The organism is Desulfovibrio sp. DV (assembly GCF_001936595.1).
GTDB lineage: Bacteria > Desulfobacterota > Desulfovibrionia > Desulfovibrionales > Desulfovibrionaceae > Solidesulfovibrio.
The window spans coordinates 18,575-43,163 of the sequence record NZ_MLBG01000005.1; the positions used below are offsets into that span (position 1 = coordinate 18,575).

Below are 24,589 nucleotides of genomic sequence, written 5' to 3' on the forward strand. Positions count from 1 at the left end.
CGTACGTCAGGGTTGGGGGCTTGGGGTGGCCTGGATTATTCGCTTAACAGTTCGGTCACCGCTTCCAGGACTTTTTCCGGCTCATAGGGCTTGGTGATATAGTGGCGCGCGCCGCTGTTGATCGCCTCCAGGATCTTGGCCCCCTGGCCCAGGGCGCTGATCATCATCACCCGGGCCTGGGGATCGTGGCCGAGGATGGCCTTGAGGCACTCGATGCCGTTGAGCTTGGGCATGGTGATGTCCATGGTCACCATGTCCGGCCGCAGGGACAGGTACTTCTCCAGGCCGTCCTCGCCGTTGACGCCCTCGCCCACCACTTCATGCCGGGCGCTTTGCAGGATGTTTTTGAGGCTGGTGCGGGACACGATGGAATCGTCCACAATGAGTATGCGGGCCATGGCTGGTTCCTTTTTAGCGATGATTGAAAACAGGCGAGCCGACGCCGATAAAGAAATCGAACTGCCCAAAAGACAGGGCGAAGGGAATTTTGTAGGCCGCGCCCACGGACTTGAGGCTGCCGCTGTGCTTGTATTCCGGGGGCAAAAGCTCCAGTTCGACCCATTCGTTGGACAGCTTGGAGAGGTACAGGCCATTGTGGACGTTCATGAACTCGCCCAGCGAATCCTTGGCCACCTCGTCCATGCCGGACACGGCCATCTTGGCGAAGCGGGAGGCAAATTCAGCCATGGCCGGCTCAGGTCCGGCAACACCGGTGAAAAACTTGAAGCGGCCTTCGATCTCCTGGTAGATCAGGCAGTCGAATTCCTCCAACTGGACCTTCCGGGCTTCCTCCAGCAGGATATGGTCATCAATAAAGCGGACCAGATTGCGGACGAACAGGGCGAAATAGTCCACGTACATCTTGGCGTCGCCAAGCTCGGGCAGGTGCACCAGGGCCTGGGTGACGGTGTCGATGTCGTTGGTTTTAAGCGCCTCGAACTCCTTGGCCGAAAGCCCGGAATCCTTTTTGTAGTCCTCCAGGTAGCTCTCAAAGGTCTCGAAGGTCATGATGCCCTGGTCGATAAGGGCCTGGCTGATAAACAGGTGGCGCTTGTTTTGCTGGCCAAGCAGGACCGAGAGCTTCTCCTGGTCAAGGATGCCCCTATCGATGGCGATCTCGCCGAAACGCTTGTCGATCGTGGATTGCAGGTTGTGGACCTCTTCAACCTGGGCTGCGGTCATGTACCCGGCGTCGATGGCCAGGACACCCAGTTTGACGCGCACGGAATCCTGCAACGCCAGCACGTCCCGCATCTGCTCCAGGGTGATGCAGCCGCGTTTGCGCAGGTAATTCCCAAAAAACTGACTGAACATGATACACACTCCTTGAAAATATCGGCCAGACCGCTGGCCAAATGGCCGTATTGCCGCCACACCATCGTATTCCCCGCGCGACTTATGGTCGCATGCTGACTCCTGCACTGCGTGCGCAATATCCCGGGAGCCAACCCGGCCTGTCTGAAGGCGAAGCCCCCGCGGCAGCCGGCGGCTAGCCCGCCTTTCTCCTGGCCCCGGGCTCGGACGCACAACCGCAAGCCGAGTCCTCGCGCATGATGAGATTCTTTTTCAAATCCCGGTAATATTCCAACTGGTAGGATTGCAGGAGCTTGAGCAGTTCCAGGCAGCCCTCGGCCCGGACATCCCGCCAGCGGGCCTTGTGGCCCCTGCCCAAGGCGGAAAGAAATTGCACCCCGACCTCGGGACAGGCATCGGCATCGTCGGGCACCCGGGAGTTGCTGACCTTGGCGATAAACTCATAGCCGTGCTCCTGGTCCGGCTCCTGCCCCGGAAAGGAGAGCCTGGCCAAAAGGCGACAGCCTTGTTCCAGCCACTCCATGTGCTCCTCGAACAAGGGCCTTGGCAGGGCCAGGCGCATGCCGCCTGCCGAGATGTTTTTCAACACCGCCTGCACCGCGTCCGCCTGATCGGTCAGTTCAAGCAGCAGGCGTTGCTCCACCAGCCGGGACTGGCTCTCGTTCTTGCTTTTGCTCACACCCCAGACCGACAGGCTGGGCAGATGGCGCCGGTGCAGTTTGAGGCGGATGTTGCGGCGTTGTTCGAGGACCGTGATGCTGGCCGGCATGGCCACGGTGATGGTTTTCAGGTCACCGTGGATTTCGGTGATCCGCCCTTGAAATTTGTGGAGCCTGGGGAACTTGTCGCTGTGGGTCTGCAGGAGAAAGCGGAACGGGAACTCCTGTTTTTCCCATATTTTGCAACAATTGTGATTGGGTCCGCGGCAGGCCAGGACCACGCTGTTGCCCTTAACCCCCTGGCAAACCATGTAGCGAAACGGCTCCATGGCCTTGTCCGGATCGATCGTCAGCTGGAATATGGCCTGCTGTTGCGCCGCCAGACCCAGGAGATTTGCCGCCATGGGGTCGGGCCTCTTTTGCCTGGACGAAAAAAGCGAAAGCAAACGCTTTAAGGAATCGTACATCTCCATCGCCTCCGCTCGTCAGTCGGAGGATGGTATAGGGGGTGAATATTGCGGACCGGTGAAAAAAAAGTGACCGATCAAAATGACCTGCAATCTCTATAAAACCCCTCTCCCCCGGTGCGGCAAAACCGGCGAATGCCCTGGCCGACAGGCCAGGCGCACAGAAGCCCCGGCCCGGCCTGTCGGCAGGAACGAAAAAGCCGCCTCAAAAGGCGGCGACGGCCTGTCCCAGGCCAACAACGACAACGGGGGGAGTCCTACCCGATACGGACGCCACGCCGGGCAAGCAGCGTGTAGGTTGCATAGGAACCGGCAACGGCAAAAAGCAGCGGATAGAAGAAATCATGGGCAAAGTGCGTGAACTCAAAGGCCAGCACCAGGGCGGTGACCGGCATATTGAGCGAGGAAGCAAGGAACGCTCCAGCGCCGATGATGGCCAGACTGGCCGGCTCGATGGGGGGCAGGGCAAGGTTCCAAAGGCCGGCGCTCATGGTGGCCAGCATGGCCCCAAGGGCCAGGCTTGGCGTCAGCAGGCCGCCGGCAGCGCCGACACGCAGGCTGGCTATGACAAAAAAGAATTTGAGCAGGAAGAGCACTGCGGCCAAATTCGGGGAAAGGGCATCATAGAAACTGAGTTGGATCGGGCCTCTGCCGTTTCCCAACAGTTCCGGGTAGGGAATGGCCAGTGTGCCGAGCAGGACAAAATGCACCAGGCACAAGACGATCATGCGCCAGTCTTGCGGCGCATGACGCCTTGCAGCCGCTGCGCCTCGTGAAAAGGCAAAGGCGGCCATGCCCAACAACGGCCCCATCACCAGGGACCAGGCCACAAGGGAAACGGAAATCGTTTGTTGCGAAAAATGGTATTGGGTCGCATCCCCCAATCCAATCCAGGCAATCATGGACGCGATTCCGGAGGTGGCCATGGCCGGCAGCACCGCCGAGAAGCGAAAGGTCCCAAGCAGCACTTCCAGCGTAAAGAGCATCCCGCCAACCGGCACGTTGTACACGGCGGCGAGTCCGGCCCCGGCTGCAGAAGCGACGAGAACCCTGGATTCCTGGCTGGTCAGGTGGGCAAACTGGGCAATTTTTCCGGCGCAAACGGCTGCGAGTTCCCTGGGCGCGACTTCCCGGCCAAGCGGCGAACCGAGGGCCACGGTGACAATCTGCAACAGGGCATGGCAGATTGTGGCAACGACAGGCATCCGGTGGTCGTCGTGAGCCTCGACCGCCTGCGAAATGGAGACAAGGGGCCGGCAGAACCGGCGAACGCTCCACCAGCCAAGGCCGGCGACAAGCCCGCAGACTCCAAGCACAACCACCCGACGAAAGGGGGCGGCATCGGACACGCCCTGCAAAAAGCTTTCTGCCCCATGGGGCTGGTACATGTCATAGCCAAAGGCAATATGCTGTATGGCATGCAGCAGCAAAGCCAGACCCATGCCGCCGAGGCCGGCAACAATGCCGGTCACTATGGTCACGCCCGCAAGCACGGGAAGGGATGAGCCGTGTTCTTTGGGGGCAGCACTGCCGCTTCGCGTCATCACCATAAAACGTCCCATGCCTGACTGGAATAGGGCCCATAGCGGGACCGAGACTAAAAGCTGTAGCCCAACGACAGTTGTCCGCCAAGCCCGGCGCTGCCTGCGCCGTCGCCGACAACGACATTGCCCCTGGCCTCCAGGCTGAGGGCATGGCGTCTGGCCGTGATACCCAGGCCGGCCGTCAGGAGATCGTGGCTGTCAAAGGCCGATTTCTGGCTCACGGCGAAGCCGTAGCGCGTTCCCGTGCTGGCGACCTGGGGATTGCCAAGATAGCGCTCATAGCGAAGCGTGGCCGTGGGCGCCAGGCTCCAAGCGCCGAGAATCTGCGGCTCAAGGGCTGCGTCGAGGTCAAGCAGGAGGCTTGCGGCGGTATTGTCGAGGCCATGGACGCCAAGCGCCGCTTCACTGCCGCTTTCCGTGAAAGCGCCAAGGGTCTGGCTCGTCACCCGAACCCCGGCCTGGGGCGTGAGCGTTACCGGCGAAAAAGCAATGACATCGCCCAAACCGGCCAGACCGCTGAAAAGAGCGCCGTTGGCCTGTCCGCTGGCGGCTCCCAGGCCGCCGCCCAGGGGGCGGTTGCTTCGGTAGTCCACCCAGCCGCCATCGACCCGCCCCACCACGTACGGACCGGCTTCCAGGCTCGAAAAACCGTAGCGCCCGCCGAGGGTGGCCATAACCGTATTGACCGTGGCCGTGGCCGCCGCACTCTCGACCGTGCCGGAGGTGTAGCCAAGCCCAAGGCTGGCACTCCCCCGATCACTTAAGCGGGAGGTCGCGCCGATAAGCGTGCCGGCGCTGCGTTCCGTGCTGGGGGAAATACCCGCCCGGCCCTGTGACCAGAAGCCGCTGCCCATCCCGGCCAGCCACATCCGGGCCTGCCCCGGCACGAGTTCCCGGCTGTCCGTATAGGGCGCGAGGGCCGCATCGATCCACCGGGGCTGGCGCAGCAGATACGAGGCCGCATCGGCATGGACCTGGCCGCCGACCTGCCTTTGGACGCCGCCAAGGGTGCCGGCGTCCACGGAGGACTGCAGATAGTAGTTATAGGCGGTATAACGGCCGGACAACGAGGAATTCTGCAAGGCGTTTAAGAAGGCTGCGCCGGAAGCATCATTGCCGGAATAGACGGTTTGTCCGGGCAGTATGGCATAATTGACCATCTTGCCCCGCAGCACATAGATGTCTTCCAGACTGAGGCCCAGGCCCTGGATCAGGTAGCCGTACATGGAGCCATACGAAGCCGTCACCTGATCGAGGGCCGCCTGGAGATACCCGGAATTGACGCCGAAAAGCGGGGTCAGGTCTACGCCGCGCAGTTCCGGAACCGCCGCCGCCAGGGCCGCCGCCTGGGCATCGATGGTCCCGGCCAGATAGGTATTCGAGGCCAGATAGTCGTTTAGGAGGGTGGTCGAAGACACGCCGGCAATGCTCTCCAACAGGGCCGCCACCCAGCCGGTGCGGTCCTTGCCCATGGAACAGTGGAACAGATCCGGGCCGGTGTCATGGGCCAGGGTCAAAAGGACGGTGCGAAAACCTTCCCGCTCGACCGGATTGGTCACAAAGGTCTGATAGCCGCTCTGGCCGACACTGAGGAGAGACGCCAGGGAGACGCTGGACGGGAGCATGGACGGCATGCTCGACGTGCCGATGACATTGATGTTGGTATAGACGGCTCCGGCCGGCACCACGTCGGGTGTCGCGCTGATCTCCGCAGGGGTGCGCAGGTCGATAACCCGGCCGATGCCCAGCCCTGAAAGGGTGGTCCAATCCGCGCTGTCCAGGTCAAGGACATTGGAACGATAGAACACGCCGGTACGCATCACGCCAAAGTTGCTGGTCAGGTTGGCAAAGCCGGTCCCGCCGGCACTGGCCGAAATACCGGCAATATCCCTGAAGTTCTCGGCTGTCGTGAGAATCGGCGTGCCAATGGCCTGCTGCGCCGAGGCCGTGGCCCAGGGCAGGCAGGCGCCAAGGGCCAGAGTACAAAGGACACGACGCACCCCGACAAGCATTGTACACAGAGACACGTTACCCACCTCGTTTGTTGCGATGTATCCGTTACGCCAATCGGGCCGGAGGCCTTCCCCGGCCTGACGCCCTGGCCCTGCGGCGCTCTTTGCCGCCGCCACGTGGCCGGCCTGTCAGCACAGCTTTTTCCAACATGCGCCCCCCACCCCGCCCTAACTTTGGCCAATGACGCCGCCTCACAGGCCGGGGTCGGCGTTTGGCCACGGCGCGGCGCTCAGGCTCCGGTTGCCGCCGGGGCGGCTTTGGCCGGCATCGGCGTCCCGGATGCCGCCAGTTTCGCCTGCATCTGCGGGCTAAGCGGCACCACCAGTTCCCCATTGTAGGTGCCGGTTGGCAGGTAGGGCATGGGGTTGGAGGAAATCGCCGGATTGACGATAAGCTGCATGGCGGCCACGGCATGGGAACGGGACACGGCGGCCAACGACCCGTCCTCAAGCTGGGGGCCGGCATTGACGGTCACGATGGAAACCGTGCCGTCGCTGTTGCGCACGATGTCGAAAGTGCGAAACTGCTGGGGGAAGTCGCGCAACGAGGCGGTCTCGACCTGCCAGAAGCCGAGTTCCGGACGGGTCTGGTCCGGGGAGGGAAAGGCAGTGACCGTGTTGTAATGACGATGTCCGGCGATCCACAACAGAAGATTGGGATAGCTGTGGAGCTTGGCGAAAAGCGCCTCTTCCGTGACATAGGCCTTGTCCCACCAGCTCATGAACGCGCCCGGCTTTTCCACGCCGATGGGGATGTGGGCGGCGATAATCATGAGCTTGCCCTCGGCCTGCCCCGCATCCAGTTCGCCGACCAGCCAGTCCCAGCGCTTCTTGTCCACGCTGCCGTGCCAGAGAAAGCCCCGGCCGGAAAAGTCCTCGTTTTGCTGGGTGTCGTCCAGGACGATGACCTTAAGCGGCACGTCGGCTTTGGGCTCGAAGCTGTAGCAGGCAAAGTCGGCATCGACATTGGCCTGGGTAAAGCCGTGCCCGACCGGTTGGGAGGAGGTCTTCAAAAATTCGCCCATCCACTCCCGGCGGGTCAGGGGCCGGCGGTCCGGGTCCGGGACGACCTTGGGCGGGCTGGCAAAGTCGGTCACCGGCCCGGAATCGATCACCGTGCCGTAAGGGGTGCCGCCGTCGATGGTCCCCATATAAAAGCCCCGGCTGTCCATGCCGTCGACCAGGATGTTGCCGAGGTTTAAGACCGTATCGCCGAGGCAGGCCTGACGCAGATAGTCGTCCACCGGAGCCGAGCCCAGCCAGAAGTGGTCGTGGTTGCCAAGGGCCTGGTACCAGGGAATGGACCGGTGGAGCCCGGCGGCCTGGAAGGGTTTTTGATAGTCGATGGTATCGGCCCCGGCATGGTCTCCGGAACTGGGGGTGATGGGCTTGCCGTCCAGGATGTCGACGTACCAGCGCAGTTCGTTGTAGAGCGTGCTGTTGCAGGCATCGCCCAGGGAGATGCCGAAATCGATGGGGTCCTGGGCATTGAGGGCGTTTATGGCCTGCACTGCCGCGTCAAACACCTGGGTGGTATAGAGCATGACCGGGGAATAGGCCGAGGAAATATGCCGCACAAGGCCGAGGCCGATCAACTGGGCCGGCGACTGCTTGTCCGTCAGATGGATGTCGCTGATGGTGAAAAAGCGGATCAGCCGCGCCGCCCGGGCCGCGCCCTGGCCGCTGTAGCCAGACGGCATGAGGTCCAGCCTTTTGGGGCAGTCCAGCCCCGGGGCAAACGTAAAGACGCCATAGCCATACCGGGCAAATTGGCCGATGTCCGTCGGCGACAGGGCCGGGGACGCGGCAGGCACCGGGACGGCGACCACGGTCCGCTCCAGGCTGGTCCAGGGAATGACCGCTGCGACCGCCGGTTTCGGACCGGGCATGGCGTAGACGCCGCAGGCAATGCAGGCCGCGCCGGCCGCGCCGGTCTTCAAAAAGGCTCTTCTCGACATCGCCATGGTTTTTCTCCGATGGGGCCGTAGGATTTCTGTTTGGATGCCACGCCCCAGAGCATGAAAAGCCCCCGGAAGCCGGCAGCAACGCCGCCGGGCTGCCCGCAAACCGGCCGGCTCCTGCCCTCTTTCGCGGCGGCTTGCCCGCCTTATTCCCAGGCGAAAATGCGCTTCCAGTCCTTTTGCATGCTGATGACGACCCAGCCTCGTTGCGCTGCTTCCGCCATCAGGGAATCAGGGAACGTGCCGACCTTGGACTGGGCGCCGTAGGCGTATTCCCGGGCGGCGTCATCGTGGTGCACGAGCATCATAAGGCGCACCCCGCCGCCGGCCTGGGTGTATTCGAGCATCTCCTTGTCTCCGTCCGAATTGCCAAACGCGGCCTGGGGACGCCGGCCGACCATGAGCTGGATGCCCTCGGGCTTGCCCGGACCGACATTGTTGAGCAACAGCCGCGGCTCCTCGGTGAGGATCGGCTTGCCCTTGGCGTCATAGCTGAATTTGGTGGCATTCATGGTGCCAACCACCTGCTCGGGCGGGATGCCGTAGACCGGTTCGGCGTAGGCGCGCAAAAAATCCTGGCCGCCGCCGGTGACGAAATAGGTCTTGTAGCCATTTTGGCGAAGGAGCTGCATCACTTCGAGCATGGGCTGGTAGACAAGTTCGGTGTAGGGACGATGCCAGCGCGAATCCCGGGCCGTTTCCAGCCACTGCCGCACCTGCCCCCCAGCTCCTCCACGGTCATGCCGGTCATCGTGGCGGCGTAGACCTTCACGATGTCGCTCATGGGCAGGCCAGCCAAGCGCTCCAGACTGCCGGACAGCACGGACTTGAAGGGCTCGGTGTCGGCCAGTTCCGGTTTCTCCTGGGCCAGCGCCCGCAGCCGGGCCAGACAGTAGAGCATCGGCGTATACATGGGCTGCTCGACCCAGGTCGTGCCGTCCTGGTCAAAGGTGGCGATGCGCTCGTTTGGCGGGACGTAGCCCGGATTCGAGGCATCGGTGGTGGTGCGCACAAAGGCCAGGATCGCCTGTTTGGCCGGCCCCTCGTTCCAGGATGGCAACGGGTCGGGCTGGGCCAGGGCGGCAGTGGCGGCAACAAGCAGGAAGCACAGGACCAGGGCGGCCTGGCGATATGGGAAAAGAGCCACACGCAAAGGCGTCAACCGGGTAGCCATGATATTCCTCCACTTGGATTGGTGATCGCCGACAGCCGGAGACCGGGCTAAAACAGTTCGGGAGTAATTGGGATGATGGACACTTGTGCGGGTCGCGGCCACGGCCGCAACCCGCGTAAGCAACCCGCCCCAAACGCCCCCTGCCCGATGCGCTGGCCGCAAGCGGGTCCGGCCAGTCCGGGGCAGGAAACCGACCGGACCAACCAGAAATTAAAAGCTGACGCTCAGGCCGATATCCCCGCCATAGCTGACCGTTTGCGGATTGAAGACCGTGGCCGAAGCCGCGCCCCGCACCATCACCCGCTCGCTTATCCTGTAGGTCGATCCCGCCGAGACGGTCGCCCAATCGGTTTGGACCGGGGCGGCGGCCAGGGAATACGGCGCGGCCGTGGCGGAGGTGAGGGCGGCCCGGACCTTGCGCTCGCTTTGGTCCACCAGCTCATGATTCCACTTGGCCTCGGCAAACGGCCGCCAGCCGGCCACGGCCACCGAGACGCGCCAACCGAGCTGGCTTATGGCCGAATCCCGGAGCTGCTCGCCAAACGACAGGGCGGTGACGCCGTTGCTGCCGGTCAGCCCGCCACTGGTCCCGGTTTCGGCAAAGCCTTTGAGGCGCACTCGCTGCAGCACCAGCCCGGCCACCGGGCCGGTGGCGACCGGTCCAAGCGTGATGTCGCCCCCGGCCCGAAGGGCCAGGGCCAGGGACGTTCCCGTGGTGTCGGCGCTGTTGCGGTCGGTAAAAAGGCCAAGGGCCACGTCCCGGACAATGCTGTCCTGGTACCAGCCATAGGAAGCCACGACATTGCCCCAGACCGGGCCGGCCTGATAGGCTGTGTAGAGGCTCAGGGCCTGGTCGTTTTGGTCCACGTGGCCGCCGCCCATGGAAAACTGCTGGGTCTGGGTCCCGGCCGTGAAGGCCGCGCCCAGGATCAGCCCGGACGGCGTCTGGTAATCCGCGCCAACCGATCCGGTAAACGGCGTGCCAAAGACGCCGGGAAAGCCCGAAGCATTGTGGAGATCCAAAGCGCCCGCGCCGCCGCCGAGCCAGACGTTGAATCCGGTCGGGCCGCGGTGCTGGCCGGACAGGTCGATCTGGCCCTGCAGGGTGGCTGCCCGGGCCAGCCCGCCGGCAACCGGGAGTTCGGCCAAAAGCGACATGAGGCGCGGGGCCGTCAGCAGACTGGTTTCGTAATCCGACTCGATCCGCTGGCCGGCCGTGGTCAGATGCTTGCCGTCGATAAACAGGTACGTCTGCAACTGGACCGGGGTGATGTCGGACCAGTCGGTGACCAGGGCGCTGACCGGGGACGGGGCATTGGCCGCCAGCACCGAGGCCGGGGTAAACCCGAACAGGCCGGGGTTGGTGGCCACGAACCGGAACACGCTGTCGAGGTCGGCCGGAACAAAGCGCACGCCCGCAGCCGTCAGGTCCGACCATTTCGTGGCCCCATAGGCCGTGGTCAGGGCGTAGGCGTCGAGGTTGGCCGCCGGGACGATGCCGCCCGAACCGGTGAGCACGGTTGTGTAAAACGAATTGGGAACCACAATGGTGCGCGCCCCGGCAGCCTGCAGAGCGGCCACGCCGGCCGTCAGTTCGGCCGCCACGCCGCTTAAATAGGTGGGATTGGCCGCGATCCAGGCCGAGCCCTGGTTGATGACGAAGGACACGTCGTTGTTGCCGCTGCTAACGACATACAGGCCGCCCGGGTTGGCAACGCCGCCGACCGAAGCGAGATAATTGGCGATCTGCCCGGTGGTGGACACGTTCCCGGGCAGTTGGCCGGAAGCGCCCGTGCCGCCGGCCGTGGCACTGAGCAGCGCCGTATAGGCGCTGCCGTTGGCGAAATTGGTTCCGCCGAGGCTTACGGGTGCGGCCGAGAGGCCAAACCGCCCGGCCAGCATGGTGCTGGCCATCACCCCGGGTCCGGAGAACCCGCCGCTGGCCCCGTCGGCAACAGCAGCGACGACCTGTGCATCGACGGATGCGTTGCCGCTCGACGTATAGCGAAAGTAGCCGCTATCCAGTGTACTGTCGCCCAGGCCGATAAATTGATTGAACGCTCCTGTTGCGCCGGCCGGACCGACGGCAAAAAGAGAGAAAAGGAAGAGGCCAAGGGCCAGGATAGGCGACCTGAACTGGTGCATGGCGGCGGCTCCAAGGCCGCCATGGCGGCGGCCGCTGTCTGATGCAGACCAAACGTTTTAATGACATCCACTTAAGTGTGCTGTTTTACAAGCATATCGTACTTGCGACACAGAGTAAAGCCCATACCGGGCCGCCGCCCTCAGGGGACGGGGCCACAGTCCTTTCAGAGGCCATGAACTTCAAGAGGGATTTCCGGAATAATCCACCAGCGACTCGGGCTTCCCGCAGTAAAGCCGCGCCCCGGTGTCCCTTGTCCTTTTCCGGTTCGGCCCGGCCAAACCACCCGCCGCCAACGCTGCATTCGTTTCGCGGGTCCTGGAAATGCGGACGGCCTGATTCTGACGGAATCAGGCCGAATCGGCATGGATGGTTACTGCGGGTAAAGACGGAGGGCCTGGTGCTGCGCCACGGCAGTGACGCCGGCCGGCCCGGGCACAGTGATGGTCTTCAGGTCGCGATGAATTTCCGGGATCCGTCCCAGAAATCTATTGGTACAGACTAATTGAACAAGAGGTACACGATTACCAGGATTATGGTCGGCACACCAAGGATCCAGGCCAATAAATACTTCCCCATGGTAAAACCCTCCAGGTTTGTTCTTTTGTTTGCCGCAATGAAAACGTCGGATACCTTTTTGGCGTCGTCACGGCATACAAAAAATCCTTATCAAGGCTGTTACCACAGGGATTCGTTCCCTGGGTAGTTTTATTTTTATCCAGGCATTGAAATGTGTTTCTCGCCCAGACCACTCCTGACGCAATTTTGGTCGGAAAAAAAACAAAGCCCAGGCTTTCCGGGGGAAACCGGGAGCCGTGGGCTTTGTTCTTGTTGCGAAAAAAAACGCCCGCTCCGCAACGGCACAGGACACCGTCGCGGCCGGCAGGAAGGGAACTTCCGCCTGCAGCTGCCGGAGGGTCTATTTTTTGGGTGCGGCCTTGGCCTTGGGGGCCGGTTTTTTCTTGGGCTTCGCGGGCTTTTTGGGCTTTTTCTTGGGCAGTTTGCCTTCCTCGGCCAGCTTGAAGAGCTTGCGCTTTTTCGAATCAAAGCTCAGCGCCGTGTTGATGGCCGCCAGGGCCAGGGCCGAAATGGTCAAAATGACCACCAGCCCCTTTTGCAACTGCCACTTCTGGTGCTCCACCATCTCCGCCACCCAGCCCTGGCCGAAACGCTGGAAGGCATAAACCATAAGCGGCACCAGTACGAGTGACAACCCCAGGCTCGCCACCTCCATCCACATGAAATTGCGCCCAAAAAGCATGGTGAAAAAGGTCGTGTCGCGGACAAGGCGCAGCGTGATGAGCCGGGTGCGCAGGGTCTGGATTCGCTCGTCCACCTCGGGGATGCTCTCACGGCTTTTGCGGAAATTGGCGGCCTCGTCCATGGGCGAGGTGCGCATCCAGTTAATCCGGGTGGCGCAGTAGTTGAAATCCTTGTTAAATTCGCGCAACAGCGTGGGAAACGGAAACCACGCCGCCTCCCTCTGGATGCCCTTTAAGTCCTCCACCTGCCGGTCCTGTTTGGCCCGCATGGCCGCCAGTTCCACTTCGATGGCCTTTTTGACTTCGCCCTCAAAGGCGTCCACCCCGTTGACCAGACGCTTGAAGGCCACATAGTTGCTGACCTTGCCAAGCGTCGTCAGGACTTCGGCCCTGGCCGTGGCCTCGGCCAGATACGGGTCTTCCTCGAGAAACCGGCCGCGCACCGACTCGGTCAGCTCGGCCAGGGTGGCCAGCCGGCTCCTGGCCTCTTCCCGGGCCGCGCTCCAGACCCGCCACAAGGCCGCCAGCACCTGCAACCGGCCACGTTCCAGTTCCGGGTCGAGCATCACCCGGTTAAACGTCGGCGCATCCGCCGTCACCAGGGGGAGCAGATACTGCAAGCCCTGGTCGATAAAGCCCATCTTTACCAGACACACACCCTGGCGGTAGACCGGCTCCAGCCACTTGGGATTTTCCCGAAGCGTTTCGCGGTAATGGGCAATGGCACTGTGGCTGTCGCCCTGGATTTCCGCAGCCCGGGCCTCCAGGAAATGAAAATAGCCGCGTTGCAGGGCCGTATAGCATTGCCGGCCCGACTCCTGCCAATAATAGACCGCCTTGGTCCAGTCGCCGGCTTCCATGGCCTGGAACCCTTGCAGCGACTTGGGCTGGTAGGCGCGGGGATACTTGCCCAGGGCCTGGGTCATAAGCGCTTCATAGTTTTCCGCATCGTCGCTGCGAAGGGCAGCCAGAGCGCCCCAGAAAAACTCCCCCTCGCGCTGGCCAAGCTGGGCCAGGCCATCGGGCAGGATCTTGCCCTTGCTGCGCCATACCAGCTCCAGGAAGCGGGTCTGAAACGGCATCCCGGTCTCGAAAAGGGACTGGTAAAACAAAGACGGCGCATCATTCCCGGCCAGCAGGCGGGCCGATTCCGTGGCGAAATCAGCAGCCAGGGCCGTGTCCAGGCCCTGGGACAAGGCCTCCAGCCCGCCCATGTCCACATCGCCAAAAAGCTCCCACACCTCAGGCTTGGGCGCACTGAGCAGTTTGGACGGGCAATGGCGCGGGGTGTGGTTGTTAAGCCCGCAATAGAAACACGGCTTGGCGTCCCCGCCGGACAGGGCCGAAGGGAGCGGCACGGCCAGTTCGCCTTTCGGTTCCTCGTCGGCGGCGTCTTCGGCCCCCTCCACCTGGACCAGGCTGACGTTGCACCAGTCCTCGACATTGATCCCGCGCGACAGCGCCCGGGCCTCGTGGATGATGAAGTCGTCGCCAAGCAGAAAGGCCGAGCGGTAGCTCATGTGGGGATAGTCCGGGCTCATCTGGTCCCAGTCAAGGCCGAGCCGCCTGGGCAGGTCCTTGCCCAGGGTGCGGCCCTTGGACGAGGCCGCAGCCATGACGCTTGGCCAGTAATGCCCCTGCTCCCCCTCTTCCTTAAGGCGCATGATCCGGGCGATGGTGTCGCGGGTCCAGGACCGGAACTTGCGAAGGCCCGACAACTCGAAAATGAGAAAGCCTTCGTGGCGGATGAATTTGACGCCCAGGCGCTCGACGATGTCGAGGAGTTCCTCGGCGATGTTGCGCCAGCCCTCGGCCGTGTTGCGGCTCAAGGGATCGCCCAGGGGACGCAGCACGCAGTACCAGATAAGCCCCGGATCATAGGACAGGGCGGTATCGGCCTCCAGCCGCTCGAAAGCGACCCGGGCCAGGCCCATGGTGGGCTTGGTGTGCTGGCCCGACAGCCCCGGAAGATGGGCCAACTGCTGCTTGAGGTTGGGGTGGAGCAGGATTTCCAGGGTCTCGCCCGGCGAGACATGCTGGCGCGAGAGCTCCACGGACATGGTCAGCGAGCGCTCGAATTTGGGGCTGACCAGCATGGCTGCCGGCACCGCCTCCATGAAAAGGCGCATGGCATTGACCTTGCCCCAGACCTGGATGCGCCCCAGAGCCCGCAGGCCCTCCTCGCTGAAAAAAAACCACAAGGCCTGGCCGTAGGCGTCGGCTATGCGAAAACCGCCGTAGTCCTCGAGCATGGTCGGGATGCCCGGATCGAGTTCGCCGTCCCAGACCACCCAGATGCAGATGCCGTTATGCACCATGCGCGTGGTCGGAATCTGGGGCAGCTTCTCCAGCAGATTGGCGATGTAAAACGTAGACAAGGGCGAAATTCTCCCTTACTTGCCGCTGATGGACATATCAAAAACCATTGCGGCGCTTAAGGCTCAGCCGGGCTTTCTGGAGAAAGTCGGCATGGTACTCGTGCATAACGGCATGGCCCGGGCCACATCCCGCCAGGGAGCCCCGGTGGCCTCCCTGGAAGTCCAGGTGGATGCGGACCTGGTGGAAGCCATCCGCCAGGAAGGCGAAGCCATGCCCGGCATGTTCCGGGTGCTGGTCGAAGCCAGGGCCGGCACCTTTGCCCCCGGCGACGACCTGCTTTTCATCATCGCTGCCGGCGATATCCGGGAAAACGTCCTGGCTGCCCTGACCCACACCCTGACGCGTATCAAAGCCGAGGCGATTACCAAACGGGAAGTCGCGCCCTAGGCTTTTCCCCCGGGCCGCGCCTCCCTGTAGGGAGCCGGCCGGACCAGTCAGCCGCAAGCCGCCCCGCCCTGCGCGGGCGGCCGGCTTTGGTGCGCCCCGGCGGCCAGCAGGGCCGCCTCCATCAGGGCCGACACCCGCGTCGCCTCTTCCGGCCTGTCGCGCTTGAGACAGCCCGTCACATACACCCGGACCTTGCGGCGCAGTTCTTTTTCAATGCAATCCCGATGCCAGGGCGTTATTTCCGGCCGGCCCAAAAGCCCGATCATGGACCGGATGCGAAAGAGGTCCTGGCCGATGTACATGGTCGAGAGCTGATCCCCCCGCCCGCCGTGGCGTACGGCCAGATATTCGTCCACCAGCCCAATCGGGTGTCGCAGCAGGGTGCGCAGCCACAGGTCATAGTCTTCGCAGGCCGGGAGGCTTTCGTCAAAAAGCCCGATTTCCTCAAAAAATCCCCTGGCAAACATCGTTGTCGAGGGGCTGACCAGACACATATCCAAAGCTGCCTCAAAAAAGAACCCATCCGGCTTGCCATGTCTGGCCACGGGATTGACCCGCCGGCCGCCGCGCATCCATATTTCCTGGGTCTGGCTGATGACATGGCCGCTGGCCTGCATAGAGGCCAGTTGCCGGGCAGTCTTTTGCGGCAACCACTCGTCATCGGAATCAAGCAGGGCGATATAGTCGCCGCGAGCCACGCCAATGGCGACATTGCGCGCCGCCGACACCCCGCCGGGCGTCTGGCGGCGGATGACCACCAGCCGGGGATCGTCCAGGGCGGCAAGGAGCGCCGGGGTGTTGTCGGTCGAGGCGTCGTCGACCACGATGATTTCCAGGGCCGTCCAGGTCTGGGCCAGGGCCGAGGCAATGGCCCGCGGCAGCAGCCCGGCCCGGTCCCGGGTGGGGATGATGACCGTGACCAGCGGTCCGGCCGCAGGCGACAGGGATGCATGCGTCATGTTCCCGACACTACATGGCCGGGCCGGGCCTGCCAAGGCCGCCTCTTTCCCCACGGCAGACAACCGGGCATACTGGGGCAAACGCCGCCCGCAAAGGAGCCGCCATGCCCCCCGTCCACCTCGATCCCGTGCGCGCCTACCGCCAGACCCTGGCCCCGCGGCCCGGCGAAACAGCCTTCCAGGTGGTGGTGGCCCAGACCGATCTGCTGGTCGTAGCCGAACGCGATTTGTCCAGGGAAATAGCAGATTTCGTCTCCGCCCTGCGCGCCCGGCTCTCCACCTACCTGCTGCTCCACCCTGATTTCCAGCACAGCCTCGTGCCTGTGGCCGCAACCGACGACGCCCCGGACATTGCCCGGGACATGGCCGAGGCGGCCGCGCGCTTTGGCGTCGGCCCCATGGCCGCCGTGGCCGGGGCCATGTCCCAGGCCGTGGCCGACCATTTTGCCGGGCAGTCGCCGGAACTCTTGGTGGAAAACGGCGGCGACGTGTTTTTAACCGGCCGGCGCGAACGCATCGTGGCCCTTTTGGCCAAGCCCGTGGAAGGGGCGCGCCTGGCCCTGCGCTTTGGCCCGGACGCCCTGCCGGCCGCCATCTGCGCCTCCTCGGCCACGGTCGGCCCATCCTTAAGCCTTGGCCGGGCCGACATGGTGACGGTGGTGGCCGACCGGGGGGCCATCGCCGACGCCGCCGCCACGGCCCTGGCCAATCTCTTGGTCACGGCCGATGATATGGAAGGCGTGCTGGCGGCGGCCGAGGGCATGGCCGGAAGGGGCGTTCGCGGCGCGTTTCTCCAACTGGGCGAACTGGTGGGACTGGTCGGGGACCTGGAACTGGTGGCCTTGGAGTAGGCCGATGCCGTTGCCAAACCCATTGCCTGTGCAATCAGACACCGGGCTGACCAGATTCCAGGAACTGAGGGTCAAAATGGTAACGGCGACAAACCTGACAAATTTCCTGTCCTCCAGATGCGCACGTGTGTAGATTGTAAAGAGGTTTAGCGGCAATATATGAGGCTGATATCCTTTCGCTTTAAGCTAGCACTTGCTGGCGGAGTCTTCGGGGCAGTTCTTGCGTTTTTAATCAATAGCATATTGGACCCAGAGGCGTTTGCTAAATGGCTAATTCTTGGCATAGGGATACTATCTGGATTTGAAGCTGGTTACAGTTTGGGTGAATTCAAGGCTGTACAAAAGAATCATTCCACGATGCTTGATTCAAGAACAACATCCCCAAAATTTATCATATTTCTATCCTGCGGCATGACACTTGCCGGATTATTCTGCATAATATATATTGACCGGTCTGTTAAGACGATCATTTCTACATTGTTTTTTATTTAGTTCAATATATTTAATCTTGGAAAAGAAGTGAGTCGAAATTGTCGACGTCGCAACTTAGCGCTATCCATGACGTCTTACACTTACTTGTCAAATATTGCCAATTTGTTAATTTGGGTATGGTAGGTACTGGCGAACGTTCAATGCTTGGTGGCATGACAATAATTGGAACTGGCATTGCTGCCATCGGTGCAATTTCTTCCCTCACAGCCGGGGATTCAGCAGACATTGCTGTCGTCGGGACCCTAATGATTCCTGTTTTTGTAGGTGGTTCCTTTAATACTTTACATGGTGCGCATAGCATCGTAGAGGGTTTTCCGATCACGGCACTGACCATGACAATAAACAAGACCAAGGATCAGAGCAAAATCCACCAGTGGCACCTTGTCCTTAGATTTGTGCAGTCTCTTACAGTCAACACAATAGGTTGTAACCTATATGGCAATCGATAATAAGCGCTCAGATGTTTCCGCTAAAGTATTCACTACCTCTGTGTCGTTCACAGTATCAACGATAGTTTGCAGCATGGTACTCGCCATTGAATTCGCCCTCTTTATGCTAATTCTCCCTAGGCTTAATTCACAGCCTTTGGAAATTGCAATATTCTCTACTATGGTCATTATTGCCATACTATGCGGTGTGATATCATTTACGCGTGCGCGCAAATATCTAAAAAAAACTACCCGTAACATTTGATAAAAAACGTTATAATTTCTGCAGCCCATAGCTGTTGCCTTCTTAAAGCCATAAATAAGACCTTTCCGCCGGCGATAGCTAGGCAGTGATGACTGTTTTCGTCTTAAGGCGGCACAGCACCCAACAGGGTCTACCGTTTTCCCTCTACGTCTACGACACCGTCGGCCAGCTGCCCCAGGTGACCAAGGACGGGGCGGTCGTCGAAGCGCACGCCTCCGCCGGGCCGGGCACCGGCTGCACCGTCGAGACCAACGCCCTGTACGGGCTGGCCAATCGGGCCAGCGCCTACAATCCTGGCAACCGCCCGCGACCGCGCACAAAAAAAGCAGACGCCGGACTTTTCAGTCCGACGTCTGCCCGGCCAATGGCGGCCTCCCCCTAGCTGGTGCTTGTTCTCTGTTTTCGAGTCTGCCTGCCGGCTCCACAGGGCGCCTGGTGTTGGTCGCCGGAGCGTGTGGCAGGGCTGCCCTCGAAGGGGGCCTGAAGGGGAAATCCTTGTGTGCGGCGCTCGTTAGGCCCGCATCTGGTCGATGGTGCGCTCCAACTCCCGGCCAAGCGGGGTTTTCAGGGACAGATGCTTCTCCAACGAAGTGATGCCCTTGACCACCGTGGAATGGCGGCGATTGAACCGGTTGCCGATGTCGGCCAACGACAGGTCGGTGTGCTGCCGGGCCAGCAGGAAGGCCGTGTTGCGGGCCAGGACAAGCTGGCGCTTGCGCGATTTGGACTTGAGCTGGTCGGGCGAAAGCCGGTAGACGTCGCAGACATAGGTCACGATGTCGTCGATGGTGCGCGGCGCGGCGTCCACGTCGTAGTGGCGAAGGACCTCCCAGGCCAGATCGACGGAGATGCGGCAATTGAGCAGCCGGGCCTTGAGCGCCAGATTCTGCAGGCAGCTTTCGAGTTGGCGCACATCGGCCGAGAGCTTGTCGGCCAGAAGCGTGGACACGTCCTCGGGCAGGAGCACCTGATGAATAGCGGCCTTGCGCTCCAGGATGCGCCGGCGCGTCTCCCGGTCGGGCTTGTCGATGACGGCCAGAAATCCGGAGTTGATGCGCGATAAGAGCTGGTTGTCCAGGCCGGCCAGTTCCTTGGGCAAAAAGGAGCTGGTGAAAACAAGACGGCAGCCCCGTGAATTGAGCGCCTTCAAGGTATTTAACAGCTCGTCCTGGATGCGCGGCTTGTCGCGGAAGAAATGGATGTCCTCCAGAAGAAGCACATCGACGTTTTCCCGGAACGCGGCCTTGAACTGCTCCACCTGCCGGGTCTTGATCGCCATGATGAGCCGGTTGGCGAATTCCTCGGCCGAGAGGTAGGCCACCCGCGGCTGGCGCTGGCTCGGGTCGCTGTGGCACAGCCGCCGGCCCATGGCCTGGATGAGATGGGTCTTGCCCAGGCCCGGGGCGGAACTGATGAAAAGCTGGTCCGCCGTCAGCGACATGTCGCAGATGCCCCGGCTGGCAGCGTAGGCCAACTCGTTTGAGGGGCCGACCACAAACTCGTCATAGCTGAAGCGGAAGCGGTCGGCGGCCAGTTCCGGGGCGCGCGGGGCCACGGGCAGGGTCAGCGAAGCGGCCACCGGACGGGGTCCGGCGGCTTTGGGCGTCTCCTGGCGGCGGCTGCGGGGCGCGGCGCTTGTCGGCTTGGCTTCGGCGACAAGGACCTGGGGACGGCTGCCCATGACCACGGCAGCGGCTTCGGCAATGGAATCGCTCAGTCGTTCCCGCACCCAGGAGGCCACGAAGGCGTTGGGTGCGTCGAGTTCAAGGACGCCGTCGCGGGCCCGGGCCGCAAGCGGTTTGATCCAGAGGTTGAAGAGTCCGGGGCTCAGAGTCTTTTCGAGCAGCTCTTTGGTTTGTGACCAAATCGTTTCCATGGGGCGCACACTACGGCCGGGGGGCGGTCGGGCAAAGGACGATTAGGGACCGCTTTTCCCAGGCCGCCCTTTTTGTTCTCTACAATGCAAAAGTCCGGAATCAATTAGAATTTCCGCCAAGCCAGGAGAACCGTGGGATTTTGGGGGACCGCGCCAGGCCGCCTGTGGCCTGGGTTTTGGGGGAACGGATTTTTTATGCACATCTGTGAAAGGTTTTTAAACAGGCTAATCAGCATTTATCTTGATATTGCTCAATGACAGTCAAAATATTTCATCTTCCAACATGCATGTTTTGGGTTGACCTGCCCATAAATCCGCTTGGCCCTTGCCTTTGCGCCGCACAACACCCTCTGGTGAACATGCACATGACACGAACAATCTGCTTATTTTATTGGCAAAAAAAGATTATCCCGCATTTTCCGGCCTTTTTGACGCCAAAACGAAAAAACCCGCCACTTTCGTGGCGGGTGGGAAAAAATGCTCCAGAAAGCCGGAATTCGGGAATTACGACGAAATGGAACCAGTTTGCTGAAGACGCGGGTAGCGGCCGCAGCCAAAACGCTCGGACTCCGGGCAATAGCCCAGGCGCTCGCAGCGCGCCCCGGCCCGGGCAAAGATCACCGGCAGCGCCTCCCGGCAAAGGCCCAGCATGGCCAGGGCCATGGCCCGGATCTCCCACTGGGCCCGGGTGCAGCAGCGCAGTTCGAAAAAGTGCAAGAGCGACCGGCAGTTCATGGTCACGACAACCTTCGTCTCGCAGGCATTGGGCAACACGAACCGGGCATCCTCGTTGGCCTTGTCCCCCCGGCCATGGCGGGTGAGGATCTCCTGCAGCTCGGTATAGGCCGCAGCCGCCTGCTCCATGGCCGCCTCGTAGCGCGTCCGGGCTTCAGGGAGGGCGGCAATCTGCGGCGGCAGGACATAATCAAAGCCCACCGCGTCCACATAGCGCTGGGACTGCTGGGAATAGCTGGCGATGCGGTGGCGCACGAGCTGGTGCGACAGGGCCCGGGACACCCCGGCCACGGCAAATGTGAAGGAGACGTGCTCTATGGGCGATTCATGGCCGGAATCCAGGATGCGGGCCACGAACGCGGCCTGCTTTTCCGCCGTTATCTCGCCGGACAACAGGCGCGGCCACATATCGGCCACATACCCGGGATGGTAACATTGGCGAAAGGCGGCATAGATCAGGGCCAGGGCGTCGGGGGTGTGGGCGAGCAGCTCCACGGAAAGCCGCGTTTCGGGCATGGTCGTATCCTCTGCGTCACTTAAATCAACTGCATCTTGAGATGGGCATAGGCCTTGGCCGTGGCCACCCGGCCGCGCGGCGTGCGTTTGATCAGTCCGCACTGGATGAGATAGGGTTCGTAAATCTCCTCCAGGGTGCGCACCTCTTCGCTTATGGCCACAGCCAGGGTTTTGACCCCGACCGGGCCGCCTTCATAATGGTTGATGAGCGTCTCCAAAATCTTGCGGTCCATCTGGTCCAGGCCGCTTGGGTCGACGTCCAGGCGCAGCAAGGCGGTCTTGGCCAGTTCCTCATCCAGAACGGCCGCCCCGGCCACCACGGCGAAATCGCGCAGCCGGCGCAACAGCCGGTTGGCGATGCGCGGTGTGCCCCGGGAGCGCTGGCCGATGGCCAGAGCCCCGGCCGGGGTGATGCCGATGCCGAGAATGGCGGCGGCCCGGGTGACGATGCGGGCCAGTTCGGCCGGATCGTAAAATTCCAGGCGAAAGATCACGCCAAACCGATCGCGCAAGGGCGAGGTCAAAAGCCCCAGGCGGGTGGTGGCCCCGACCAGGGTGAACGGTTCGAGGTCGATGCGCACCGTCCTGGCCCCCGGCCCCTGGCCGATAATCAGGTCGAGCTTGAAATCCTCCATGGCCGGATAGAGGATTTCCTCGACCGCCGGCGGCATCCGGTGGATCTCATCAATAAAGAGGATGTCGCCCCGGCGCAGATTGGTGACAATGGCGGCCAGATCGCCGCAACGCTCAAGGACCGGCCCGGTGGTCTGGACCAGATTGACGCCCAGCTCCGAAGACATGATCTGGGCCAGGGTGGTCTTGCCAAGGCCGGGAGGACCGTAAAGCAGGCTGTGGTCCAGGCTTCGGCCCTGCTCCATGGCGGCCTGCAAAAAGACGCGCAAATTGGCCCGCAGATCGTCCTGGCCGATGAAATCATCCAGGCGCGAGGGGCGGATGGTGTCGTCGGGAACGGGCGTGGCGGCCACGATGCCGTCCGGCGGACAGAAGTCCTTGTCCATGCTCATGCCTTGGCCGCCGCCAGCCGCTTGAGGGCCTGCCGCAGCGCCCCGGCCACATCGAGATCCGGCTCGTCGTCAAGCACCCCGGCGGCCACGCGCCGGGCGTCGGCCTCGGGATAGCCGAGATTGGTCAGCCCGGCCACCACATCGCCAAGGACGCCGCCGGGCAGGGCCGCGCCGGCGGCCGGCCCGGCGACCGGAGCCCGGCCTTCGAGCTTGTAGGACAGCTCGATAAAAATGCGTTGGGCGCTTTTCTTGCCGATGCCCGGCACCCGGACCAGGGCCTCGGCGTCGCCGGCGGCCACCACCCGCAGCAGGTCGTCGGTGGAAAACTGCGACAGGATGGCCAGGGCCGTACGCGGCCCGAGCTTGCTGATGCTTATAAGCGCCCGGAAGGTCTCGCGGTCTTCGAGGGTGGCAAAGCCGAAGAGCTCCAGGGCGTCCTCGCGCACCACGGTATGGACGAACAGGGCCGCCTGCCCGCCAGCGGCCGGCAGGGAGGCCGCCACCGGGGAGGGCAACTCCAGCTCGTAGCCCACCCCGCCCGGGGTCAGCACAATGGCGAAGCGGTCGCGCCGGGCCAGCACCCGGCCCTCGATATAGCCGATCATCGCGCCCCGCACAGGCGGGTCAGCCGCCTTTGGTTCAGATGGCACACGGCCGCGGCCAGTGCGTCGGTCGCGTCCACGGTGAAAGTTTCCCGACATGCCAGCACCCGTGTCACCATGAAGGCCACCTGGGACTTCTCGGCCCGTCCCGTGCCCACAAGGCTTTGTTTGATCAGCGTCGGCTCGTAGGAAAAGACCGGCAGCCCGGCCACGGCGCAGGCGGCCAGGGCCGCGCCCCGGGCCTGGCCGAGTTTCAAGGCCGTGGCCGCGTTTTTGGAGACGAACACGTTTTCCACCGAGGCTTCCGTGGGGGCATATTGTTTGATGAGGTCGGCCACGGCGGTAAAAATAACGCCCAGGCGGCTGGGGAAATCGGGCTGTGAGGCGGTGCGCACGACGCCGGCACCGAGCAGTTCGAGCACGCCCGAGCGTTCGCGCACAAAGCCGTAGCCTGTGATCCGCGAGCCGGGATCGAGCCCGAGGATGATCGTATCGCCGCCCTTGTGTTCCATGCCCGTGGTCCTACCTTTTGTCCGGCCTCACGGCTAGCCCCAATACACCATCGCCCCCGGCAGCAAAAGGTCCGGGAGGCGGCAACCTCCCGGACCCGTATGCGCCGTGCGGCGCAGCAACGTGCGCTGCCACATCAAACATACCCCAGGTGGGATTCCAAAGGGCTCAGCCCTTTGGCCGCCGGAGGCACTCTTTCTCTTTTCTCACTCCAGCCCGGCCGCAGGAGGCACTCTTCCTTCCCTCTCCGGCTCCTGCCCTAGCCCAACATCTCGTCGGGCAGGTCGCCGTTGCTGTGGACTTTCTGCACGTCTTCGTTGTCTTCGAGCATATCGATCAGCCGCAGGAGCTTCTGGCCGTTTTCCAGATCCAGGGCCACGACGTTGGCCGGCACCATGGCGATTTCGGCGTCGTCCGACACCATGCCGGCGGCCTCGAAGGCGACCCGCAGCGGCTCGAAATCGGCCGGGGCGCAGTGCACTTCCCAGACGTCGCCCTCGTCCATGATCTCTTCGACGCCGTGCTCCAGGCCGATTTCCATGAGCTGGTCCTCGGTGAAGGATTTGGGGAAGGAGAACACGCCCTTTTGGGAGAACATCCAGGACACGCAGCCGGATTCGCCCATGGCCCCGCCGCCCTTGGAGAGCATATGGCGCACTTCGGCCACGGTGCGGTTGCGGTTATCCGTGGCCGCCTCGACCAGGATGGCGACGCCGCCCGGACCATACCCTTCGTAGAGCACCTCTTCCAGGTTTTCGCCGGCCAGCTCGCCGGTGCCCTTCTTGATGGCCTGCTCGATCTTGTCCTTGGGCAGGTTGACGGCCTTGGCGGCGGCGATGGCGGATTTGAGCCGCACGTTCAGGGCGGTGTCGGCTCCGCCGGACCGGGCGGCCAGCATGAGTTCCTTGGTGACTTTGGTGAAAAACTTGCTCTTCTTGGCGTCCTGGACCGACTTGCGGGCCTGAATGTTGTGCCATTTGCTATGTCCGGCCATGGTTTCTCCTTGAAATATACCGGGGTTTCGCCCG

The 24,589-nt window shown here is 62.5% G+C and carries 20 protein-coding genes; 3 read left to right on the forward strand and 17 right to left on the reverse strand.

Annotated features, from left to right (window positions below; translation table 11 throughout):
- Positions 1-35: 35 nt before the first annotated feature.
- The 10 genes from DVDV_RS02380 to DVDV_RS02420 all read right to left on the reverse strand — a co-directional run bounded on the left by DVDV_RS02380 (position 36) and on the right by DVDV_RS02420 (position 14,914).
- On the reverse strand, positions 36-398 hold the full coding sequence (locus tag DVDV_RS02380; RefSeq protein ID WP_075353129.1) for a response regulator: 363 nt from the start codon (positions 396-398) through the stop codon (positions 36-38).
- 13 nt (positions 399-411) lie between these two features.
- Positions 412-1,314, reverse strand: coding sequence for a hypothetical protein (locus DVDV_RS02385; protein WP_075353130.1), 903 nt, complete (start codon positions 1,312-1,314; stop codon positions 412-414).
- Positions 1,315-1,489: 175 nt separating this feature from the next.
- Entirely contained in the window at positions 1,490-2,377 is an 888-nt protein-coding gene (locus DVDV_RS02390; RefSeq protein WP_075353131.1) for a PilZ domain-containing protein, read from the reverse strand.
- Between the two features lie 320 nt (positions 2,378-2,697).
- Complete coding sequence (locus tag DVDV_RS02395) at positions 2,698-3,990, reverse strand: chloride channel protein (RefSeq protein ID WP_254845200.1); 1,293 nt, start codon at positions 3,988-3,990, stop codon at positions 2,698-2,700.
- A 47-nt stretch (positions 3,991-4,037) separates the two neighbouring features.
- On the reverse strand, positions 4,038-6,011 hold the full coding sequence (locus tag DVDV_RS02400; RefSeq protein WP_083634563.1) for a tyrosine-protein phosphatase: 1,974 nt from the start codon (positions 6,009-6,011) through the stop codon (positions 4,038-4,040).
- 215 nt (positions 6,012-6,226) lie between these two features.
- Positions 6,227-7,960 carry a TIGR03768 family metallophosphoesterase gene (locus DVDV_RS02405; RefSeq protein ID WP_075353133.1) on the reverse strand — a complete coding sequence of 578 codons (1,734 nt, stop codon included), beginning with the start codon at positions 7,958-7,960 and terminating at the stop codon, positions 6,227-6,229.
- Positions 7,961-8,103: 143 nt separating this feature from the next.
- Positions 8,104-8,673, reverse strand: coding sequence for an HAD family hydrolase (locus tag DVDV_RS23110; protein WP_254845201.1), 570 nt, complete (start codon positions 8,671-8,673; stop codon positions 8,104-8,106).
- Positions 8,589-9,131 (reverse strand): hypothetical protein, encoded by a 543-nt coding sequence (locus tag DVDV_RS23115; RefSeq protein ID WP_254845202.1) that lies wholly within the window; start codon positions 9,129-9,131, stop codon positions 8,589-8,591. The genes DVDV_RS23110 and DVDV_RS23115 overlap by 85 nt, the downstream gene beginning before the upstream one ends.
- 210 nt (positions 9,132-9,341) lie before the next feature.
- Positions 9,342-11,276 (reverse strand): autotransporter outer membrane beta-barrel domain-containing protein, encoded by a 1,935-nt coding sequence (locus DVDV_RS02415; RefSeq protein ID WP_075353134.1) that lies wholly within the window; start codon positions 11,274-11,276, stop codon positions 9,342-9,344.
- 917 nt (positions 11,277-12,193) lie between these two features.
- Complete coding sequence (locus tag DVDV_RS02420; RefSeq protein ID WP_075353135.1) at positions 12,194-14,914, reverse strand: M48 family metallopeptidase; 2,721 nt, start codon at positions 14,912-14,914, stop codon at positions 12,194-12,196.
- Positions 14,915-14,942: 28 nt separating this feature from the next.
- On the opposite strand from DVDV_RS02420, the gene DVDV_RS02425 reads away from it, so the two are divergent.
- Entirely contained in the window at positions 14,943-15,302 is a 360-nt protein-coding gene (locus tag DVDV_RS02425; RefSeq protein WP_075353136.1) for a molybdenum cofactor biosynthesis protein MoaE, read from the forward strand.
- 47 nt (positions 15,303-15,349) lie between these two features.
- Here DVDV_RS02425 and DVDV_RS02430 read toward each other — a convergent pair whose 3' ends face one another.
- Positions 15,350-16,261, reverse strand: a complete 912-nt coding sequence (locus DVDV_RS02430; RefSeq protein WP_075353137.1) for a glycosyltransferase family A protein — start codon at positions 16,259-16,261, stop codon at positions 15,350-15,352.
- Positions 16,262-16,365: 104 nt separating this feature from the next.
- Between DVDV_RS02430 and DVDV_RS02435 the strand changes: the two genes are divergently transcribed.
- Entirely contained in the window at positions 16,366-17,112 is a 747-nt protein-coding gene (locus tag DVDV_RS02435) for a UPF0280 family protein (protein WP_075353138.1), read from the forward strand.
- 1,273 nt (positions 17,113-18,385) lie between these two features.
- Entirely contained in the window at positions 18,386-18,679 is a 294-nt protein-coding gene (locus DVDV_RS02440) for a hypothetical protein (RefSeq protein ID WP_075353139.1), read from the forward strand.
- Between the two features lie 129 nt (positions 18,680-18,808).
- On the opposite strand, the gene DVDV_RS02445 is transcribed toward DVDV_RS02440, so the two are convergent.
- The 6 genes from DVDV_RS02445 to DVDV_RS02470 form a co-directional block, all read right to left on the reverse strand.
- Positions 18,809-20,173: a DnaA/Hda family protein gene (locus tag DVDV_RS02445; protein WP_075353140.1), complete on the reverse strand. Its 1,365-nt coding sequence runs from the start codon at positions 20,171-20,173 to the stop codon at positions 18,809-18,811.
- A 504-nt stretch (positions 20,174-20,677) separates the two neighbouring features.
- Positions 20,678-21,424 (reverse strand): FAD-dependent thymidylate synthase, encoded by a 747-nt coding sequence (gene thyX / locus DVDV_RS02450; protein WP_075353141.1) that lies wholly within the window; start codon positions 21,422-21,424, stop codon positions 20,678-20,680.
- A 20-nt stretch (positions 21,425-21,444) separates the two neighbouring features.
- Complete coding sequence (gene ruvB / locus DVDV_RS02455) at positions 21,445-22,449, reverse strand: Holliday junction branch migration DNA helicase RuvB (protein WP_075353142.1); 1,005 nt, start codon at positions 22,447-22,449, stop codon at positions 21,445-21,447.
- A complete protein-coding gene (ruvA, locus tag DVDV_RS02460; RefSeq protein ID WP_075353143.1) occupies positions 22,446-23,054 on the reverse strand; it encodes a Holliday junction branch migration protein RuvA in 609 nt (202 codons plus the stop codon). Before ruvA ends, ruvB begins: the two co-directional genes overlap by 4 nt.
- A complete protein-coding gene (ruvC, locus tag DVDV_RS02465; RefSeq protein WP_075353144.1) occupies positions 23,051-23,563 on the reverse strand; it encodes a crossover junction endodeoxyribonuclease RuvC in 513 nt (170 codons plus the stop codon). Before ruvC ends, ruvA begins: the two co-directional genes overlap by 4 nt.
- 257 nt (positions 23,564-23,820) lie before the next feature.
- A complete protein-coding gene (locus tag DVDV_RS02470) occupies positions 23,821-24,555 on the reverse strand; it encodes a YebC/PmpR family DNA-binding transcriptional regulator (protein WP_075353145.1) in 735 nt (244 codons plus the stop codon).
- Positions 24,556-24,589: the final 34 nt, after the last annotated feature.

Bases quoted from the DNA above. Each gene is read 5' to 3' on its own strand.
- ruvB (WP_075353142.1), bottom strand. From the start codon at position 22,449: ATGAGCATGGACAAGGACTTCTGTCCGCCGGACGGCATCGTGGCCGCC.
- DVDV_RS02430 (WP_075353137.1), bottom strand. From the start codon at position 16,261: ATGACGCATGCATCCCTGTCGCCTGCGGCCGGACCGCTGGTCACGGTC.
- DVDV_RS02440 (WP_075353139.1), top strand. From the start codon at position 18,386: ATGACTGTTTTCGTCTTAAGGCGGCACAGCACCCAACAGGGTCTACCG.
- DVDV_RS23115 (WP_254845202.1), bottom strand. From the start codon at position 9,131: ATGGCTACCCGGTTGACGCCTTTGCGTGTGGCTCTTTTCCCATATCGC.
- DVDV_RS02390 (WP_075353131.1), bottom strand. From the start codon at position 2,377: ATGGCGGCAAATCTCCTGGGTCTGGCGGCGCAACAGCAGGCCATATTC.
- DVDV_RS02380 (WP_075353129.1), bottom strand. From the start codon at position 398: ATGGCCCGCATACTCATTGTGGACGATTCCATCGTGTCCCGCACCAGC.
- DVDV_RS02445 (WP_075353140.1), bottom strand. From the start codon at position 20,173: ATGGAAACGATTTGGTCACAAACCAAAGAGCTGCTCGAAAAGACTCTG.
- thyX (WP_075353141.1), bottom strand. From the start codon at position 21,424: ATGCCCGAAACGCGGCTTTCCGTGGAGCTGCTCGCCCACACCCCCGAC.
- ruvA (WP_075353143.1), bottom strand. From the start codon at position 23,054: ATGATCGGCTATATCGAGGGCCGGGTGCTGGCCCGGCGCGACCGCTTC.
- DVDV_RS02415 (WP_075353134.1), bottom strand. From the start codon at position 11,276: ATGCACCAGTTCAGGTCGCCTATCCTGGCCCTTGGCCTCTTCCTTTTC.
- DVDV_RS02405 (WP_075353133.1), bottom strand. From the start codon at position 7,960: ATGGCGATGTCGAGAAGAGCCTTTTTGAAGACCGGCGCGGCCGGCGCG.
- DVDV_RS02385 (WP_075353130.1), bottom strand. From the start codon at position 1,314: ATGTTCAGTCAGTTTTTTGGGAATTACCTGCGCAAACGCGGCTGCATC.
- ruvC (WP_075353144.1), bottom strand. From the start codon at position 23,563: ATGGAACACAAGGGCGGCGATACGATCATCCTCGGGCTCGATCCCGGC.
- DVDV_RS02435 (WP_075353138.1), top strand. From the start codon at position 16,366: ATGCCCCCCGTCCACCTCGATCCCGTGCGCGCCTACCGCCAGACCCTG.
- DVDV_RS02395 (WP_254845200.1), bottom strand. From the start codon at position 3,990: ATGGTGATGACGCGAAGCGGCAGTGCTGCCCCCAAAGAACACGGCTCA.
- DVDV_RS02425 (WP_075353136.1), top strand. From the start codon at position 14,943: ATGGACATATCAAAAACCATTGCGGCGCTTAAGGCTCAGCCGGGCTTT.
- DVDV_RS02470 (WP_075353145.1), bottom strand. From the start codon at position 24,555: ATGGCCGGACATAGCAAATGGCACAACATTCAGGCCCGCAAGTCGGTC.